This window comes from Catenulispora acidiphila DSM 44928, assembly GCF_000024025.1.
In the GTDB taxonomy this organism is placed as follows: Bacteria; Actinomycetota; Actinomycetes; order Streptomycetales; family Catenulisporaceae; genus Catenulispora; species Catenulispora acidiphila.
In genome coordinates this window covers 370,197-387,726 of sequence record NC_013131.1, presented here as the reverse complement: position 1 = coordinate 387,726, position 17,530 = coordinate 370,197, and the positions used below count along the sequence as shown (strand labels likewise).

General features: G+C 67.9%; 14 protein-coding genes. 10 read left to right on the top strand and 4 right to left on the bottom strand.

The genetic code is table 11. The annotated features are described in order from the left end of the window. The first annotated feature begins 287 nt into the window (after positions 1-287). The 4 genes from CACI_RS01720 (at position 288) to CACI_RS01705 (ending at position 7,682) form a co-directional block, all read left to right on the top strand. Positions 288-3,251 carry a transglycosylase domain-containing protein gene (locus CACI_RS01720; protein ID WP_012784593.1) on the top strand — a complete coding sequence of 988 codons (2,964 nt, stop codon included), beginning with the start codon at positions 288-290 and terminating at the stop codon, positions 3,249-3,251. Positions 3,252-3,310: 59 nt separating this feature from the next. Next, entirely contained in the window at positions 3,311-4,843 is a 1,533-nt protein-coding gene (locus CACI_RS01715; protein ID WP_190276708.1) for a glycosyltransferase family 87 protein, read from the top strand. 172 nt (positions 4,844-5,015) lie between these two features. Continuing rightward, a complete protein-coding gene (locus CACI_RS01710) occupies positions 5,016-6,083 on the top strand; it encodes a mannosyltransferase family protein (RefSeq protein WP_012784591.1) in 1,068 nt (355 codons plus the stop codon). Between the two features lie 30 nt (positions 6,084-6,113). Next, positions 6,114-7,682: a N,N-dimethylformamidase beta subunit family domain-containing protein gene (locus CACI_RS01705; RefSeq protein ID WP_012784590.1), complete on the top strand. Its 1,569-nt coding sequence runs from the start codon at positions 6,114-6,116 to the stop codon at positions 7,680-7,682. A gap of 311 nt (positions 7,683-7,993) precedes the next feature. Here the strand turns inward: CACI_RS01705 and CACI_RS01700 are convergent, their stop codons facing one another. The 4 genes from CACI_RS01700 to CACI_RS01685 form a co-directional block, all read right to left on the bottom strand. Continuing rightward, positions 7,994-9,052 carry an alanine racemase gene (locus CACI_RS01700; RefSeq protein ID WP_012784589.1) on the bottom strand — a complete coding sequence of 353 codons (1,059 nt, stop codon included), beginning with the start codon at positions 9,050-9,052 and terminating at the stop codon, positions 7,994-7,996. 58 nt (positions 9,053-9,110) lie between these two features. Further along, positions 9,111-10,295 carry a lipid II:glycine glycyltransferase FemX gene (locus CACI_RS01695; RefSeq protein WP_012784588.1) on the bottom strand — a complete coding sequence of 395 codons (1,185 nt, stop codon included), beginning with the start codon at positions 10,293-10,295 and terminating at the stop codon, positions 9,111-9,113. Positions 10,296-10,304: 9 nt separating this feature from the next. Then, a complete protein-coding gene (locus tag CACI_RS01690) occupies positions 10,305-11,093 on the bottom strand; it encodes a deoxyribonuclease IV (protein WP_012784587.1) in 789 nt (262 codons plus the stop codon). Positions 11,094-11,220: 127 nt separating this feature from the next. Further along, complete coding sequence (locus CACI_RS01685; protein WP_012784586.1) at positions 11,221-11,580, bottom strand: hypothetical protein; 360 nt, start codon at positions 11,578-11,580, stop codon at positions 11,221-11,223. A 252-nt stretch (positions 11,581-11,832) separates the two neighbouring features. Between CACI_RS01685 and rpsF the strand changes: the two genes are divergently transcribed. The 6 genes from rpsF to dnaB all read left to right on the top strand — a co-directional run bounded on the left by rpsF (position 11,833) and on the right by dnaB (position 17,177). Continuing rightward, the gene (gene rpsF / locus CACI_RS01680; protein WP_012784585.1) at positions 11,833-12,138 is read left to right on the top strand and encodes a 30S ribosomal protein S6; all 306 of its coding nucleotides are present in this window, start codon (positions 11,833-11,835) and stop codon (positions 12,136-12,138) included. Between the two features lie 30 nt (positions 12,139-12,168). Further along, a complete protein-coding gene (locus tag CACI_RS01675) occupies positions 12,169-12,828 on the top strand; it encodes a single-stranded DNA-binding protein (protein WP_012784584.1) in 660 nt (219 codons plus the stop codon). A 94-nt stretch (positions 12,829-12,922) separates the two neighbouring features. Beyond that, entirely contained in the window at positions 12,923-13,159 is a 237-nt protein-coding gene (rpsR, locus tag CACI_RS01670; protein ID WP_012784583.1) for a 30S ribosomal protein S18, read from the top strand. An 18-nt stretch (positions 13,160-13,177) separates the two neighbouring features. Beyond that, positions 13,178-13,633, top strand: a complete 456-nt coding sequence (gene rplI / locus CACI_RS01665; protein ID WP_012784582.1) for a 50S ribosomal protein L9 — start codon at positions 13,178-13,180, stop codon at positions 13,631-13,633. 162 nt (positions 13,634-13,795) lie between these two features. Then, positions 13,796-15,424: a N,N-dimethylformamidase beta subunit family domain-containing protein gene (locus CACI_RS01660; RefSeq protein WP_012784581.1), complete on the top strand. Its 1,629-nt coding sequence runs from the start codon at positions 13,796-13,798 to the stop codon at positions 15,422-15,424. A gap of 370 nt (positions 15,425-15,794) precedes the next feature. Further along, positions 15,795-17,177: a replicative DNA helicase gene (dnaB, locus tag CACI_RS01655; protein ID WP_012784580.1), complete on the top strand. Its 1,383-nt coding sequence runs from the start codon at positions 15,795-15,797 to the stop codon at positions 17,175-17,177. Positions 17,178-17,530: the final 353 nt, after the last annotated feature.

Here is a 17,530-nt window from a genome sequence, read left to right as displayed (position 1 = left end):
CTCCGATACATCGAGACGTTAGCGGGTGTCGGCCGCCCCGCACAAGTCCCCAGGTGAACGGGGCGAAACGGACACAACGTCAACAGTCGCGCGGACGCCATGGGTCCGTGGCGTACCCTGTGCCGGTAGCGCGTCCGGGGCGGGACGGGATCGCAACCGGCTGACCGGTTCCGGGCGTCTCCGCAAGCAAGCCGGGGCATGGCGGTCTCACCCGCCGTCCGCCGGCGGGCAGGGGGGCGTGCGGCAAGCGTGGCTCCACAGAGGACTCAGGTGAGGCGGACCGAGGTATGAGCGAGCACGGCAGTCGGCGCGGCGGAGGTGGCGGCGGCGGATCACGGGGACGCCGGTCGGCCGGCGGCGGCGGCTTCTCCGACAAGCTCGACGGGCTCGCCCACCAACTCTCGGGGATGTTCGGCAAGCGCGGCGCGGGCCGCCGCGGCGACGACGGCTACGACGAGTACGGGTCCTACGACGACCGCGGCTACGGCGAGGAGCCCTACGACGACGGCTACGGCGCCGAGCCGGCCGACGTCGCCGTCGGCGGACGGCGCGGGCTGGGACGGCGCACCGCGGCCGGCTCCGGCGGCGCGGGCCGCGGCGGACGCCCGGGCGGCTCCGGCCGCAAGGACGGGCTGCCGCCCAAAGACTGGTGGATGAAGTTCATCAACTACCCGCGCTACGGCAAGCGCGGGTGGCGGCACTGGATGCCCTCCATCAAGCAGGTCCTGTCGATTTTCCTGGGCTTCCTTTTCGTGGTCATAGGCGGCGTGGCGTACGTCTACGCCAGCACGCAGATCCCGCAGGTCAAGAACAGCATCGCGGCCGGCAACCCGACGTACTACACCTATGACGACGGCAAAGAGCAGTTCGCCAACATCGGCGTGAACTACTACCAGGTCAACGACATAAACACGATCCCGAAGGTGTTCCAGAACGCGTTCGTGGCGGCGGAGAACTACTCCTTCTGGTCCGACCCCGGCGTGTCGTTCACCGGTGTGGCCCGCTCGGCGCTCAACGACCTGTTCGGCAGCGGCGGCACGCAGGGCGGCTCGACGATCACCCAGCAGTACGTGAAGAACGCGTACCTGTCGCAGGACCAGACGCTGGGCCGCAAGGTCAACGAGATCATGATCTCCATAAAGCTCAACCACACGGAGAGCAAGCAGCAGATCCTGCTCGGCTACCTGAACCAGATCTCGTTCGGGCGCGGCGCCTACGGCATCGACGCGGCCTCCCGGGCCTACTTCGGCCACCCGATCAACCAGATGACCGACGCCAACGTCGGCGAGGCCGCGTTCCTGGCCGCGCTGGTCAACGACCCCAGCAACTTCTCCACCGCGCTGGCCAACGGCAAGGCGCGCACCGACAACCCCAAGACGTTCGACCGTTTCGAGAAGCGGTACAACGCGATCCTGGCGAACATGTCGCAGTACGGATTCGTGCCGAAGACGACGACCGCGCCGCTGGAGAACAAGCTGCCGAACGTCATCGACTTCAAGGGTCCGAACCTGGGCCAGTACGTCGGGTACATGAAGGACGCCGCGACGGCGTTCCTCGCCGCGCAGATGCAGGAGTACCCCAGCGACCCGACGACGCAGAAGTACGCGAACATCGACAACCTGTCCAAGGGCGGGTACAAGATCGTCACCACGTACAACCATGTGATGATGAACGACTCGGTCACCGCGGCGAACGCGCTGTGGACCGGGACCAGCGGTGGCGGCGGCGGGAAGCTGAACCCGAAACACGCCTCCGACCACGACATCCATCTGGCGTTCGCGTCTGTGGATCCGCACACCGGCGAGCTGAAGTCGTTCTACACCGGTACCGACGGTAAAGAGGACTACGGCTCCAACGCGTTCAACTACGCGCTGCAAGGCGGCGTGCAGGTCGGCTCGACGTTCAAGCCGATCACGCTGGCGACCGCGCTGCAGTCCGGCAAGTTCTCGCTGGACAGCCAGGAACCGGGCACCAACGAGAAGCCGCTGTTCCTGCCGGGCTCGAAGCAGCCGATCACCTTCTACGACACCTCCTTGCACAAGACCGCGTTCTGGCCGCCCAACGAGGACGAGGAAGCCCCGCCGAACGGCGGCAGCACCACCCTGAAGCAGGGCCTTGCGATGTCGCTGAACTCTGTGTTCGCGGCGCTGGAGCTGGACCCGGCGGTCGGGATGGACGCGGTCTACAACATGGCCGAGCAGCTCGGCATCAAGCCCGGCACCCCCGACTTCCTGAAGGTCGCCTCGCTGACCCTGGGCACCGCCGAGATCACGCCGATGCGCATGGCCAACGTCTACGGCGCCTTCGCCAACGGCGGCGTGTCGCACGAGCCGGTGCAGGTCACCGCGATCATCGACCAGCGCACCGGGCAGACCGTCTGGACTCCCCCGGCCCTGCGGTCGAACAGCGGGGTCAACAAGCAGGTGATGTCCGTGAACACCGCCGCCGGCGTCACCAACGCGCTGCAGTCGGTCCTTCAGAAGGGCGGCACGGCCAACGCGAACCACGACGCGGCCGCCCTGGCCGCCGAGGCGAACTACAACCTGGCCGGCAAGACCGGTACCACCGACAGCAACCACTCGGCCTGGTTCACCGGCTTCTCCACCTCCCTGGCGACCTCGGTGGCGATCTTCAGATCCACGGCGGACGGAACCCTGGAGTCGATCAAGGGTCTGGGCTACAACGATCAATCGACCCGCATCAACGGTATGGACTGGCCCACGACGGTCTGGTCGGCGTTCATGAAGATCGAACTGGACAAGAACAAGAGCGGCTTCGCCAAACCGTTCCCGCCGTACGCGCCGACCTGTTCCGGTGTCAGCGACATCCCGAGCTTCCCCAACCAGTCGGTCGCGCCCGGCACGCTGGCCTCCGGCTCGCTCCCCGGCACGCCGACCGGCTCGGAGGCGAACTGCCAGTCGGTGTTCGTCCCGACGCCGACCCCGACGCCGACGCCCACCCCGACGAAGCCGACGACATCCACGCAGGCGCCGCTGTGCACCCTGCCGATGGTGTTCGACCCGGCGTCGCAGCAGTGTGTGGTGGTGCCCCCGACCTCGACGGACACCAGTACGCAGCAGCAGCCGACCGGCACCGGCACGTCGAACCCCACCGGTCCGGGCCAGCCGACCACCAGCCCGACCACGCCGTCGAGCAGGTGCAGCAGGAACCCGCAACAACCCGGGTGTCAGACGACGTCGCCGACGACGTCCAGCACCTCGAGCCTGAGCGGTTTCCCGCCCGCGGGCTGACGTCGGATCTTTCCAACGACATGCAGACGGGGGACGGAGCGGTAGGGCACGATGTGCAAGTGAGTTCGGACGTGAGCGACCAGGCGCCCGGCCCGTCGGCGGAACCGACGGGCCGGGGCGCGGCGACGGCACCGGTCATCGTCGCCCCCTCCCTCGACGACCCGGTGGTCAACGCCGCCTCGGACGCCGTGGGCGGTCCGCTCGGAGTGCGCGCCTGGCGGCCCAGGCTGGGCTCCGGCGCCGCGATCCGCACCGTCGCCAGGGTTCTGGTCCTGCTCACGCTGCTCACCCTCGGCATCGGCGTGGCGCAGCGCTCGCCGTGCTACTCCACGGCGTGGAACGGCACGGGCAAGCAGCAGTACAACCACCTGTGCTACACCGACGTGCCGTACATGTACTACGGCCGCGGCTTCGACAAGAGCCTGACGCCCTACCGGCAGTCCGACCCGGCCAGCGGCAACTACGGCCTGGAGTACCCGGTCGTGGCCGGCGCGACGATGGAGACCGCGGCGCTGCTGGCGCAGAAGCTCGGCGCCGACACCCCGGACCAGGTGCGCTGGTTCTACAACGTCACGACCTGGTTCCTCATCGTCTTCGCGCTCGTCTGCGTCCTGGCGGTGATCGGGCTCGCGGGACGAAGACCATGGGACGCGGCGATGTTCGCCCTCGCCCCAGGGCTGCTTCTAACCGGAACCATAAACTGGGACCTCATCGCGGTGGCCCTGGCCTCGGTCGGCATGCTCGCCTGGGCCCGCAACAAACCGGTGGTCGCCGGCATCGCCCTGGGCCTGGGCTCGGCCACGAAGCTGTACCCGGTCTTCCTGCTGATCCCGTTGCTGGTGCTGTGCTGGCGCGCCGGCCGGATGCGGCAGTGGTCGCAGGCCACCGGCACGGCGGTGGTGACCTGGCTGGTGGTGAACGCCCCGGTCATGATCCTGGCCTTCAAGGGCTGGAAGTACTTCTTCACCTTCAACGACAACCGCCCGATCGACCTGGGCTCGCCGTGGTTCGCGATCCGGCACTGGTGGGGCTGGGAACCGCCGAACAAGAACGTGGTGATCATCGCGCTGGTCCTGGCCGGCTGGCTCGGCGTGGCGCTGCTCGGGCTGATGGCCCGCCGCCGTCCGCGCTTCGCCCAGCTGGCGTTCCTGACCGTCGCGGTGTTCATCCTGCTGAACAAGGTCTACTCCCCGCAGTACGTCCTGTGGCTGATCCCGCTCGCGGCGCTGGCCCGACCGCGCTGGCGCGACTTCCTGATCTGGCAGATCTGCGAGGCCGCCTACTACGTCGCGGTCTGGTACTACCTGGTCTGGCAGGCCGGACCCAGCAACGGCAACACCCGCGGCCTCCCGGACAACTTCTACGTCTGGGCGATCGTGATCCACCTCGCCGGCATCGTCTACATGATGGTGCAGATCATCCGCGACATCCTCGACCCGCGCCGCGACCCGGTCCGCGCCGACGGCATCGACGACGACCCGGCCGGCGGCGCGCTGTCGGACAGCCCGGACGTGTGGGCGTGGTCGCAGCCGCGCTCGCACCGCGCCGGACACGGAGCCGGCGCCGAACCCGAACTCGTCGCCTCGGTCTGAGCGCGATGACGGTCTGAGCTCGGTGGCGGCGGGGGACACGGAGCCGGAGGGCACCGAACAGGTACAGGGGGCCAGGGCTTCGGCTTCGGTTTCGGCTCGGCGCGGGCGTCGGCCGGCGCTGGAGGACACGGACCGTGCGGCGCTGGCGCTGTGGGGTGCGAGCCGGCTCGGGATGGCGGTGCTGACGTGGATCAGCGCGTGGGTTTTCGTGGCGGGACCGACGAAACAGGGCTCGTTGTTAGCTCGGTGGGACCGCTGGGACGAGGGCATCTTCACCAGCGTCGCGCAGCATTGGTACTTCGCTGCGGGCACCGATCCGCGGCATGTGGCGTTCTTTCCTGGGTTCCCGATCGCTATGTGGTTGGCGCACCTGGTCGTCTGGAACTGGATCGCTGCCGGATTGGTGGTCTCGGCGGCGGCGGGGGCGATCGCGACGATGGCTTTGGGGCGTTTGGCGAGGGACGAGGTCGACGCGTCCAACGCTGACGCTGACGCCGGCCAAGCTGCCGCGAACGCCACGCTGTTCTTTGTTCTCGCACCGGCGGCGGTGTTTCTGGCTGCGGGCTATAGCGAGAGCTTGTTCGCGGCGTTCGCCTTTTCCGCGTGGGTAGCGGCACGGCGGGATCGGTGGTGGCTTGCGGGGCTCCTTGCGGCGGGCGCGAGCACGGTGCGCGTGAACGGGCTGTTCCTTGCGGCAGCCATCGCCTTGGAGTTCATACTTGCCGGACGGGAGCGGCGGCAGTGGCGCCAGGCGCCGCTGCTTGTCATACCTGCCCTGCCGGTCATCGCCTATGTCGTGTACCTGCACCACGAGACCGGGGACTGGCTTGCGTGGCAGCATGCGCAGGCCGCTGGTTGGTTCCGTACGTTCCAGAGCCCGGAATCCGCCTGGAACCAGACGTGGCGGGCTGCCTTTGGCGGTACGCAGGCGGGCCACACTGCGTGGGTCTTTCAGCTGGAACTGATCGCTGTGGTCATCGGGCTCGCGCTCACTGCGCTTCTCCTCCTTAAGCGCCGCTGGCCAGAGGCTCTATATGTGGCTCTCTCTTTGTTGGCTCTAGGGACCACTACCTGGTTCATGTCCGTCCCTCGCGCGATGCTCCTGTGGTGGCCGCTGTGGACGATGCTCGGCGCGTGGGCAGCTCGGCGGCCGATGGTGCGGACGCTCTACGTGTGCTGCGTCGCCCCGGTCATGGTGGGGGTGGCGTTGTTGTTCCTGTCGGGTCAGTGGGCGGGCTGAATCCATACCGTCCCCGGCTACCATCGACCCATGTCGAGCACGTCGAAGTTCCTGCGCGATCTGGCCAAGAAGACCAACACGGCTTCGGCCGCGCGCGCCGTCCTGCGGGCCACGCATTTGAAGTCCGGGCCGGGGCGGCTCAGTGATCCGCGAGTAGGGCTTCCGGCATCCGTTCTCCCGGCCGGTGGGAACCGCATTACTGCGGAGAACGCTAAGGCGGGTTCTGCGGACTGGCGCATGGGTGCGAGCAAGTCGCGCCCCGGTACGGACTACGAGCGGCAGATCAAGGGCTACGCGTCGACCGATTCGGTGGCGGCCGGGGAAGCTATCGACTTCCATATCGCGGTGGAGCCCGCGGGGTCCTTCACGGTTTCCGTCTACCGCCTCGGCTACTACGGCGGCGCCTCGGCTCGCCGCGTCCTGGTGTCGCCGACGCTGACCGCTGCGCCGCAGCCGGTACCGACGCCGGATCAGGAGACTGGCCGGATCGCCTTGGAATGGCCCGTTGCATGGACGCTCGACATCCCTAAGGACTGGACGCCAGGGACCTACGTAGCTGTCCTCGATAAGGCCGACGGGTTCCGGAACTACGTGCCGTTCGTAGTGCGTGATGACGAGGCGTCGGCGGACTTCCTCGTGGTGCTGCCGTCGACGAGCTGGCAGGCGTACAACTGGTGGCCGCGTGACGGCATCACTGGGCGGAACGTCTACTACGGGTACGTCACCAAGGAAGCCGCCGAAAGCGACGCTGCCCTCAAGGCGAAGTTCTCCACAGACGCGCGCGGCTGGATCTCGAACCCGGCGCGCGCAACGCAGGTCTCCTTCGCGCGCCCCTACTTCGCCGACGGACTCCCCGACGGCTTCGTCCGCGAACAGTCCTTCATCCAGTGGGCCGAGGGCATGGGCTATGACCTCAGCTACGCGACAGGGCTGGACCTCCACGCCGGACGCATCGACCCGACCAAGTACCGCGGCCTGATCTTCGCCGGCCACGACGAGTACTGGTCGACCGACATGTACCGGCACGCCGAAGAGGCGGTCGCAGCAGGCACGTCCCTAGCGTTCCTCACAGCGAACAACGCCTACTGGCACGTCCGCTACGACGAACACACGCGAACCATGTCCTGCTACAAGGGCTTCGAAGACCCCCACACCGAAGACTTTCCCACTGGCATGTGGCGCGCCGGCGAAGGCAACCCCCGCGCCGAACAGCAACTCATGGGAGTGCAGTACAGCGGCATCCTCAAGGGCCGCCACCCCCTCATCGTCCACGAAGCCGACCACTGGTTCTGGAGCGGCACCGGCCTCACAAACGGCGACGAAATCCCCGGCCTCCTCGGCGGCGAAGCCGACAGCCTCTTCGAAGCAATGCCCCGAGCCAAGGCAGAGGAACAGGCACTCCTGACCGCCTCGCCCTACACCATCTCCAACGGCACAAACTTCACCCAGAACACCAGCATCTACCGATCCCCCAGCGGCGCCTGGGTCTTCACAGCGGGCACATTCCTCTGGCCTCTAGGCCTAGGCCACCCCACCTACCAGGACAAGCGCATCACCCGCGCCACAGCCAACTTCCTGAGCCGGGTGAAGGGTTCCTGAGCCGGGCGAAGGGACTGGCCGAGGGCTGACTCGCCTGTGGAGCAGCACGCCGGCTGGGCTGTTCGAGTGAGGGCCCGACAACCCAAGGGACCACTTTCTCCGTGCTCCAAATAGCAGTCACACGGAGGGCAGCCCGGAAAACGCGAGCTCGAAAGGGCTGGTGCGGTCGATCGGTCGGTTGGCTGGCCGGTGAGTTGGCTGGCGGGTGGGTTGGCGGGTTGGCTGGCCGGTGGGTTGGCTGGCCGGTTGGTCGGTTGGCTGGCCGGTGGGTTGGTTGGTCGGTGAGTTGCTCCGACCGCCGCACCCGCGCCTCAGTCGAAGACCACCCGGTCCACGTGCGTCATCACCGGGCTCACCTCGACCGGGATCTCCTCCCCCACCTTGGGCGGCGCGACGCCCGCGGGCAGGAACAGTACCGACACTTGCATGTGCGGCGGCTCGGCGAACCAGAGTGTCTTGCCCTGCCAGGAGTAAGGGGACATGGTGCGGTTCAGGAGTGCCATGGCGGCTCGGGCTGCGAACTTCGCGCGGGGCGTGAGGCCTGCTGGGCCGCGGCCGAAGTTCTTGGGGTTCTCCAGTCCGACGCCGTGGGCGGTGCCGCCGGAGACGACGAGGAGGTGGCCGTCGCCGCGCGCCTTGTGTTGGCGGTAGCCGAAGCGGTCGCCCTTGCTGACCTTCTGGACGCTGTGGACGGTTCCGCGTGCCTGGAGCGCCTTGCGGTCGCCGAGCCAGAGCTGAGTGCCGATGCGCGGGCGTACCGTCGTGCCCTGATGGCGCTTGGCCAGGGTGCTGATTTCGTCGGGCGACAGGTGGCTGACGAACAGGGTTCGGACCGGGATGCCCGCGGCGACCAGGGCGTCCACCCAGTCGCTGACTTCGCGGAGGTAGTCGCCGGCGACGCGGTCCAGGGGCATGTGGACCGAGAAGCCCTCGACGCGCGCCTGGTCGGATTCGAGTGCGGCGTGCAGTCTCGGGATGTCCTGCTTCTCCAGGCCGAAGCGGCGCATGGACGTCATCAGGTCGATGACCACGCGCCGCCCCAAAAGGGCTTCGACCGCCTCCACCGACGCCACCGTGCGGATCACGCGGTCCGGCAGATCGCGGACGTCCTCCCCTATCAAGTACGGAGTGAGGACCAACAGGCGCCCTGAATAGTGGTCCTTCGCCTGCTCCGCCTCGGCCGCCGTGCCCACTGCCGTTATCTCCACGCCCGCCGCAGCCAGCTTAGAAGCCGCCTGCATGAGGTTCGGAATCCCGATCCCATAGCCGTTGACGCCCTTGGCCACCGGCACCAGATCAGGATGGCGGGCCAGCACCTCGTCCTGGTGGGCGCGCCAGCGCTCCGCGTCGATGTGCAGCGTCAGCGACAAGGTTCAGACTCCTGAATACGTGATTAGTACGCGATAGATAGGTGACGGGTCCAAGCGCTTAGCGGCGGGCCATGTACATCTCGAATGCGCGGTGCAGTACCGGATTCAGTGCGTAGTCCCACTCCCCGAGATACTCCACCGCCTGACCGCCGGTCCCCAGCTTGAACTGGATGAGTCCGAACAGGTGGTCGTTCGGGTCCAGCGTGTCACTGATGCCGCGCAGGTCGTACACCTTGCAGCCGGACGCGTGCGAATCGCTGAGCATCCGCCACTGGATCGCGTTGGACGGACGCAGCTCACGCTTGTGGTCGGCGGAGGCGCCATACGAGTACCAAGCGTGGTCCCCGACGGTGACCAGAGTCGTGGCGGCCAGCAGTTCGCCCTCGTGGCGGGCCAGATAGAGGCGCAGCCGGTTGGGGTTCTCGGCCTCCATCGCCTTCCACATCCGCTGGAAGTACGCCAGCGGCCGCGGCGTGAAGTGGTCGCGGACCGCGGTCACCTCGTAGATCTTGTGGAACTCCGCGAGGTCGTCGTAGCCGCCGAGGGTGACCTCGACGCCGTTCTTGTCCGCCTTCTTGATGTTCCGGCGCCAGAGCTGGTTGAAGCCCTTCTGGATGTCCTCCAGGGTGCGCGGCTTCCCGGACTCGTCGACCAGCGGCAGCTGGAAGACGTACCGGGGCTGGAAGTCGCCGAACCCGGCGCCCTCGGACTCCTTCCGGGACCATCCGGTGGCGCGCAACTTCTCGATGATGCTCAGCGCGGTGGGGTCCTCGAAGTCCGGCTTGATGTCCTTGAGCCGGACGCCGCCCTCGGTCTCGGCGATGGCCTTCTTCAGCGTCTCGGACGTCCACCGCCGCGACACCATCTGCGGACCCATCTTCACCGTGAACGCGCGCCGCTTCCGCAGGTGCGCCACCAGCAGCTTCAGCGCCTGCCCGGCGTCCGCGGACGTCAGGTCCAGGATCGGGCCCTCGGGCAGGTATGCCAGCGACCGCCGCAGGAACGGGAGCTTGTCCCGCTTGGGGATCGGCACGTCCCGGTACAGGACCAGGGCCGCACCGACGACCTCGCCGCTGGCGTCTTCGACCCAGCCGACCGACTCGGCGCGCCAATCGGTCTTCAGATCCCCCCAGGAAGGGCACTGCAGAAAGCTGACAGAGGTCGCGGCGTTCTTCTCAGCCGTGCGCTCCTCGATGAACGCCACATGTTCCTCGCGGCTCAGCGTCCGCACCCTCAAGACCATGCGCCAACCTTATGCGACGCGCTCCCGCAGCCACTTGATGTCCGCCGCCTGCGCCTCGGCACCGCCGGGGGTCTCGCAGATCGCCGGGCAGCCGGCCTCGGCGATCACCTGCGCGATCAGGTCGGCCGGGGCGATCTCGCCGCTGCCGAAGTTGGCGTGCCGGTCGATGCCGGAGTCGAAGCCGCCCTGCGAGTCGTTGGCGTGGACCAGGTCGACGCGGCCGGTGACGGCCTTGATGTCGGCCACGGCGCTCTCCAGCGGGATGCCGCCGGCGAAGGCGTGGCAGGTGTCCAGGCACAGTCCGATCCCGCTGTGCCCCACGGCGTCCCACAGCTTCGCGATCGCATCGATCCGCCGCGCCATGGCGTGGTCGCCGCCGGCGGTGTTCTCGATGAAGACCGGGCAGTGCTGCTCCAACTGGTCCACGGCCTTGCGCCAGTTGTCGAAGCCGGCATCCGGTGCGTCGGCGGCGGTGCTGTGGCCGCCGTGCACGACGACGCCGCGCGCGCCTGCCTCGGCGGCCAGCGCGACCGTCTGCTGCAGCAGCTTGCGGCTGGGGATGCGGATCCGGTTGTTGGTGGCCGCGACGTTGATGATGTACGCGGCGTGCACGTAGACGGCGACGTCGGCCTGCTCGGCGGCAGCGCGCAGCGCGGAGGCGCCGCCCGGATAAGCGACGGTCGGCGCCTTCCAGCTCTGCGGATCGCCCAGGAAGATCTGGACGGCGTCGGCGCCACGGGCCACCGCCTCCGCGATCGGGTCTTCGTTGCCGACGTGGGAGCCGATACGCATAGCCATGGCGACCACGCTAACCGCTCGCACCCACAGACTCACTTACGCGAACCCGCTTCGGTGCGGGCATGCGTGACCCGCGTGTGGCTGATGTGGCTGCTGATGTGCCTGGTGTGGCTGGTGGGGCTGCGCGCTACCAGAGACCACCGTGATGCAGGTGGAAGGCGAAGGCCACCGCCGCGATCCCGATGGCACACACGTTCACCATGCGCTCGTAGGTGGTGTCCGAGGTCAGCTGCGCGTAGAGACCGACCACGATCCCGGCCAGCGCGATCCAGCCGCCCAGGACGTGCCCGCCGGTCCAGCCGATCATCGCCGCGGCGACGACGGCCAGCACCAAGGCGGTGATCGTCAGCGCCATCTCCTGGGTGTGGCTGCCGATATGGAAGCCCGGCCGCTCCTTTGGATCCTCCGCGTAGTCCGCGGCCGTGGATCCGGGTCGTCCGGCCACCTCCGGGCCGTAGTCGCCCGTGCCGGGGGTCGTCTGCGTCATGCCTGTCACCTCGCTCGACTGTGCACAGCGGATCACAAACGTAATCGGACCAATACCCAGGATCGGGTGAACCGACACGGATTTCAATCCGGACGGCTCGCCGGGGTAACCTTGACCGTTCCCCGAGTGTCAGAGCGCCGGAGTAGCGTCGCCGCAGGCGAGTTACGACAGTGCCGGCCCGGGGAGACGCGCAAAACCCTCCTGCCACGGAGAGACCGTGGCCGCTAAGTCCAAAGGAGGTGGGTTACGCATATGCGTCAGTACGAAGTCATGGTCATCCTGGACCCGGACCTCGACGAGCGTTCGATCGCCCCGGCCCTCGAGGGATTCCTCAAGGTGATCCGCGATCTGGGCGGCTCCATCGAGAAGAACGACATCTGGGGACGCCGTCGGCTCGCCTACGAGATCAAGACCAAGAGCGGCAAGAAGGTCAGCGAGGGCATCTACGCCGTCGTCGACGTGCAGGCCACGCCGGACGCCGTCAAGGAGTTCGACCGTCAGGCGAACCTGTCCGAGACCGTCGTCCGCACCAAGGTCATCCGTCCCGACCAGCGGTAAGACACCCGCTCTCACGTTTGAGGACCTGACATGGCAGGCGAGACCGTCATCACCGTCGTCGGCAACCTGACCGACGACCCCGAACTGCGCTTCACCCCCTCGGGTGCGGCGGTCGCGAACTTCACCGTCGCGTCCACGCCGCGCACCCTGGACCGCCAGACCAACGAGTGGAAGGACGGCGACGCGCTGTTCCTGCGCTGCTCGATCTGGCGCCAGGCGGCCGAGAACGTCGCCGAATCGCTGACCCGCGGCATGCGGGTGATCGTCTCCGGACGGCTGCGCCAGCGGTCGTACGAGACCAAGGAAGGCGAGAAGCGCACGGTCGTCGAGCTCGACGTCGAGGAGATCGGCCCGTCGCTGAAGTACGCGACGGCGAAGGTCACCAAGGCCAACCGGCCCGGTGGCCAGGGCGGTCCCGGCGGCGGGGGCGGCGGCGGCTGGAGTGGCAACTCCGGCGGCGGCGGCAACTCCGGCAGCGCGGGAGGCGGCGGCGGCTGGGGTGGCAACTCCGGTGGCGGCGGCAACTCCGGCGGTGGCGGTGGCGGCGGCGGCAGTTGGGGTGGCAACTCCGGTGGCGGCGGTGGCAACTCCGGCGGCGGGAACCAGGGCGGCGGCAACGACCCCTGGGCTTCCGGCGGCGGCGGCGACGGCGGCTGGGGTGGCTACGGCAACGACGAGCCCCCGTTCTAGCCCCATGTGAATCAGGGCCTCTTGTGCATCAAGGCGCCCGGTCCCTCAAACGGACCCTTGAACTCGTAGTGAAGAAGTAACCAGGAGAGATCCCATGCCTAAGGCACCTCTCCGCAAGCCCAAGAAGAAGGTTTGCGGATTCTGCAAGGACAAGGTCGCGTACGTCGACTACAAGGACACCACGCTGCTCCGGAAGTTCATCTCGGACCGCGGGAAGATCCGTGCTCGTCGCGTGACCGGCAACTGCACCCAGCACCAGCGCGACGTCGCCGTGGCCGTGAAGAACAGCCGTGAGATGGCGCTGCTGCCCTACACCAGCACCACCCGCTAGGAAGGGGGAGGAGAGAAAATGGCTACCACGAAGCTCATCCTCACCCACGAGGTCGGCGGGCTCGGCGAGCCCGGCGACGTCGTCGAGGTCAAGGGCGGCTACGCCCGCAACTACCTCGTCCCGCGCGGCTACGCCATCGCGTGGACCCGCGGCGGCGAGAAGCAGATCGAGCTGATCCGCAAGGCCCGCAAGGTCCGCACGGTCCGCGACCTGGCCCACGCCACCGAGCTCAAGGGCGAGCTGGAGGGCCTGCGGGTCCGCCTGGCGACCCGGGCCGGGGAGTCCGGCCGGCTGTTCGGCGGCGTGACCGTCGCCGACGTCGCCGACGCGGTCAAGCGCGCCGGCGGCCCGGACGTGGACAAGCGCCGGATCGAGATCGGGAACCCGATCAAGACCGTCGGCGCCCACACCGTCTCGGTCCGGCTGCACCCCGAGGTGCAGGCGAAGGTGGAAATCACCGTCGTCGCGGCCTGAGAACCTCCCTTCGGGGCTTTTCGGACTCTGTCCTCAAAGCCCTGCGGAAGGCTCAACGGAAGTGCTTTGGAGAACCGCTCCGCCGCAGCTCAAACGCGGCGGAGCGGTTCTTTTCGCATTCTGTTTGCCCACGGTGGCGGGCACCTGGTTGACTTGGCGGTCATGCACGTCCCCTCCCGCCGCCAATCACTGCTGATTCTCGGCGGTCTCGGGCTGGCGGCCACTGCCGGCGGCGCTTACCTGCTGGAGAACCACGGCGGCGGCTCCGGCAAGCCGGCCGCGAACCCTCCCAAGCCCCAGCCGCAGCCGCAGGCGCGCGGGCGTGCGAAGAGCACCTACGGCACCGGCGACGCCAACGAGGGCCAGGAGGGCGAGCCGAGCAACGCCACCGGCGAGACCGTCCCGAGCCTCGCGCTGGCCCTGGCGGACGACGGCGCCTGGCGCCCGGACGCCACCGGGTACCTGGCGGTCGACGACGAGGGCCACCAGATCAAGGGTTTCGCCTCGGCGACCAGCATCAACGTCGGGGAGTCGATCGACTTCCACATCAGCGTGCGGCCGGCGCAGAGCTTCACGGTCAAGGTCTACCGGATCGGGCGCAGTGCCGCCGGGAAGGGCTCTGAGCTGGTCTTCACCAGTGCCAAGGTCACCGGGAAGGTTCAGCCGGCGCTGAAGGTCGTCGCGCCGACCCGGACCGTCGTGGCGCCGTGGCAGTTGTCGTACACGCTGAACGTCCCGAACACCTGGCGCGGCGGTCTGTACGTCGCGACGCTGGAGACCGCGGACAAGTACCGCAGCTGCATCCCGTTCGTGGTGCGCGAGGACGGCAAGCCCGCGGATCTGTTGGTGGTGCTGCCTTTCACGACGTATCAGGCGTACAACATGTACCCGGTCGACAAGGCGCTCGGCGCCAGCCTGTACAACGCCTACCAGCCCGACGGGAGGGAGGGCGGCGCCGACATCTGCGCGACCCGCGTCTCCTTCGACCGGCCGTACCACCAGGACGGGCTGCCGCGGCTGTTCGAGCTCGACCAGGCCTTCGCGCAGTGGGTCGAGGCGCAGCCGTACACCATCTCCTACGCCTCGAGCATCGACCTGCACGCCGGCCGGATCGACCCGGCGAAGTACAAGGCGCTGGTCTTCTCAGGCCACGACGAATACTGGACGCCGCAGATGCGCGCCGTGCTCCAAGGCGCGCTTTCTAGGGGTGTCAGTGCCGCGTTCATGGCCGCGAACAACGTCTACTGGAACATCCGCCTGGACGCCTCCCAGGGCGGCTCCCAGTACCGGCAGGTGACCTGCTACAAGCGGCGTCCGGACCCGGCGGCGACCGGGAGCGTGGCGCCCACGGTGCTGTGGCGGGACCTGAACCAGCCCGAGCAGCAGGTGCTGGGGTCGATGTACACCGCGATCATCACCGACACCCAGCCGCAGCCGCTGGTGGTCGGCGAGACCGGGCACTGGTTCTGGGCGGGGACCGGGCTGAAGAACGGGGAGCAGATCCCGCGTCTGGTGGCCGGCGAGGCGGACAAGGTGTTCCCGCATGTGAAGGGCGGGCCGAAGACCACGGTCCTGGCGACGTCGCCGTTCACCGCCGAGGGTCCGAAGAACACGCCGGTCAAGGACACGCAGCAGACCGTGCTGAGCCAGTACCCCTCCGGGGCGTGGATGTTCAACGCCGGGACGTTCCACTGGAACCACGGGCTGTCGACGCCGGGGTTCGTCGACGTGCGGATCCAGCGGGCCACGCGGAACCTGCTGGATCGGATGACCGGGAAGCGCTCGGCCTAGCACGGATCGGGCCGCGCGAGAGCCCTCGGCCTAGCAAAATCCGGGGGTCCCAGCAAGATTCTTCCAGGAAAATTTTCGTCCACAGCCGGTGGACGAATCGGCGACGCTCCCGTGCACGTCAGGGCTTCACGATCAGTCGATGGTCGCATTATTCACAGGGACCTTCCACACTCTGTCCCCAGGTACGTCGGCGTGTCTCCACAGCTTTCCCCAGGTTTTCCACAGGTTATCCACAGGGGGTGTGGACGGCCGCCTCGACCCGCGGGGCGCGGTTCCGTACCGTGGGGACGACAAGCTTGTCGGAGCCGTCCCGTACAAAAGAAGGACGATGGTTTCGCAGGTGTAGCGGCGCGGGCAAGGGAGGCGGGTAATGAGCATCGACGACCTCCCGTACACCGCCGACGAGGCCTACCAGGGCGGATTCGAACGGACCCCGCCCCAGGACATCCCGGCCGAGCAGTCGGTCCTGGGCGGCATGCTGCTGTCCAAGGACGCGATCGCCGAGGTCATCGAGGTCATCAAGGCCATCGACTTCTACAAGCCGGCCCACGAGGCCGTCTTCGGCGCGATCCTGGAGCTCTACGGCCGCGGCGAGCCCGCGGACCCGGTCACCGTCGCGGCGCTGCTGACCAAGAAGGGTGACATCAACCGCATCGGCGGCGCGCCCTATCTGCACACCCTGATCAACTCGGTCCCCACCGCCGCGAACGCCGGCTACTACGCCGAGATCGTCAAGGAGCGCGCCGTCCTGCGCCGCCTGGTCGAAGCGGGCACCCGCATCGTCCAGATGGGCTACAGCACCGACGGCAGCGACGTCGAGCAGATCGTCGACGCCGCCCAGCAGGAGATGTACAACGTCACCGAAGCCCGCACCAGCGAGGACTTCATCCCCCTGGCCGACGCCATGGAAGGCGCCCTGGACGAGATCGAGTCGATCTCCAACCGCTCCGGCCAGATGACCGGCGTCCCCACCGGCTTCCACGACCTCGACGCCCTGACCAACGGCCTGCACCCGGGCCAGATGGTGATCATCGCGGCCCGCCCGGCCATCGGCAAGAGCACCCTGGGACTGGACCTCGCCCGCAGCTGCTCCATCAAGAACGGCCTGACCAGCGTCATCTTCTCCCTGGAGATGGGCCGCAACGAGATCATCATGCGCCTGCTCTCCGCCGAGGCCCGCGTCGCCCTGCACCACATGCGCAGCGGCACGATGACCGACGAGGACTGGGCCCGCCTGGCCCGCCGCATGGGCCCGGTCTCCGAGGCGCCGCTGTTCATCGACGACTCGCCCAACATGTCCATGATGGAGATCCGCGCCAAGGCCCGCCGCCTGAAGCAGCGCCACGACCTCCAGCTGGTGATCATCGACTACATGCAGCTGATGCAGCACAGCAGCAGCAACTCCAAGCGCCCCGACAGCCGCCAGCAAGAAGTCTCCGAGATCTCCCGATCCCTGAAGCTCCTGGCCAAGGAACTCGAAGTCCCGGTCATCGCCATCAGCCAGCTGAACCGAGGCCCAGAACAGCGCACCGACAAGCGCCCCATGATGAGCGACCTCCGCGAATCCGGCTCCCTGGAACAGGACGCCGACGTCATCATCCTCCTCCACCGCGAGGACGCCTACGAACGCGAATCCCCCCGCGCCGGCGAAGCCGACCTGATCGTCGCCAAGCACCGCAACGGCCCGACCGCGAACATCACCGTCGCCTTCCAGGGCCACTACTCGCGGTTCGTGGACATGGCGCAGAGCTAGTCATCAGACATCAGCAGTCCACCACCTGCCGCTAGTGGGGTGTGAGTACGCGACGGCTGGGTGGCCGATGATCGCATCATCGAGAGTGCGCACCATCGCTCGCAGTTCCCGAGCCGACTTGAGCGGCAGGGCGCAGATGAACTGTTCCAGGACCTCGCGCTGGTCGCCGGGCGCTGGACAACATGATGGCTGGCCGCATCCCGGCGAATATAGAGCGGGCTCCTGGCTTTTGGGCGTTCGCGCTATGGCTGTCCACGCGGCGAGAGCCGAAGCCGCTGCCCCTGGACCGAAGCGGGTCTGCTCCAGTCGGATCACGTGGGCTTGGGCGGCGCTCGAGAGAGGGCCGATCTTCG

Bases quoted from the DNA above. Each gene is read 5' to 3' on its own strand.
- CACI_RS01720 (WP_012784593.1), top strand. From the start codon at position 288: ATGAGCGAGCACGGCAGTCGGCGCGGCGGAGGTGGCGGCGGCGGATCA.
- CACI_RS01710 (WP_012784591.1), top strand. From the start codon at position 5,016: ATGGCGGTGCTGACGTGGATCAGCGCGTGGGTTTTCGTGGCGGGACCG.
- CACI_RS01705 (WP_012784590.1), top strand. From the start codon at position 6,114: ATGTCGAGCACGTCGAAGTTCCTGCGCGATCTGGCCAAGAAGACCAAC.
- CACI_RS01695 (WP_012784588.1), bottom strand. From the start codon at position 10,295: ATGGTCTTGAGGGTGCGGACGCTGAGCCGCGAGGAACATGTGGCGTTC.
- CACI_RS01690 (WP_012784587.1), bottom strand. From the start codon at position 11,093: ATGGCTATGCGTATCGGCTCCCACGTCGGCAACGAAGACCCGATCGCG.
- CACI_RS01685 (WP_012784586.1), bottom strand. From the start codon at position 11,580: ATGACGCAGACGACCCCCGGCACGGGCGACTACGGCCCGGAGGTGGCC.
- rpsF (WP_012784585.1), top strand. From the start codon at position 11,833: ATGCGTCAGTACGAAGTCATGGTCATCCTGGACCCGGACCTCGACGAG.
- CACI_RS01675 (WP_012784584.1), top strand. From the start codon at position 12,169: ATGGCAGGCGAGACCGTCATCACCGTCGTCGGCAACCTGACCGACGAC.
- rpsR (WP_012784583.1), top strand. From the start codon at position 12,923: ATGCCTAAGGCACCTCTCCGCAAGCCCAAGAAGAAGGTTTGCGGATTC.
- rplI (WP_012784582.1), top strand. From the start codon at position 13,178: ATGGCTACCACGAAGCTCATCCTCACCCACGAGGTCGGCGGGCTCGGC.
- CACI_RS01660 (WP_012784581.1), top strand. From the start codon at position 13,796: ATGCACGTCCCCTCCCGCCGCCAATCACTGCTGATTCTCGGCGGTCTC.
- dnaB (WP_012784580.1), top strand. From the start codon at position 15,795: ATGAGCATCGACGACCTCCCGTACACCGCCGACGAGGCCTACCAGGGC.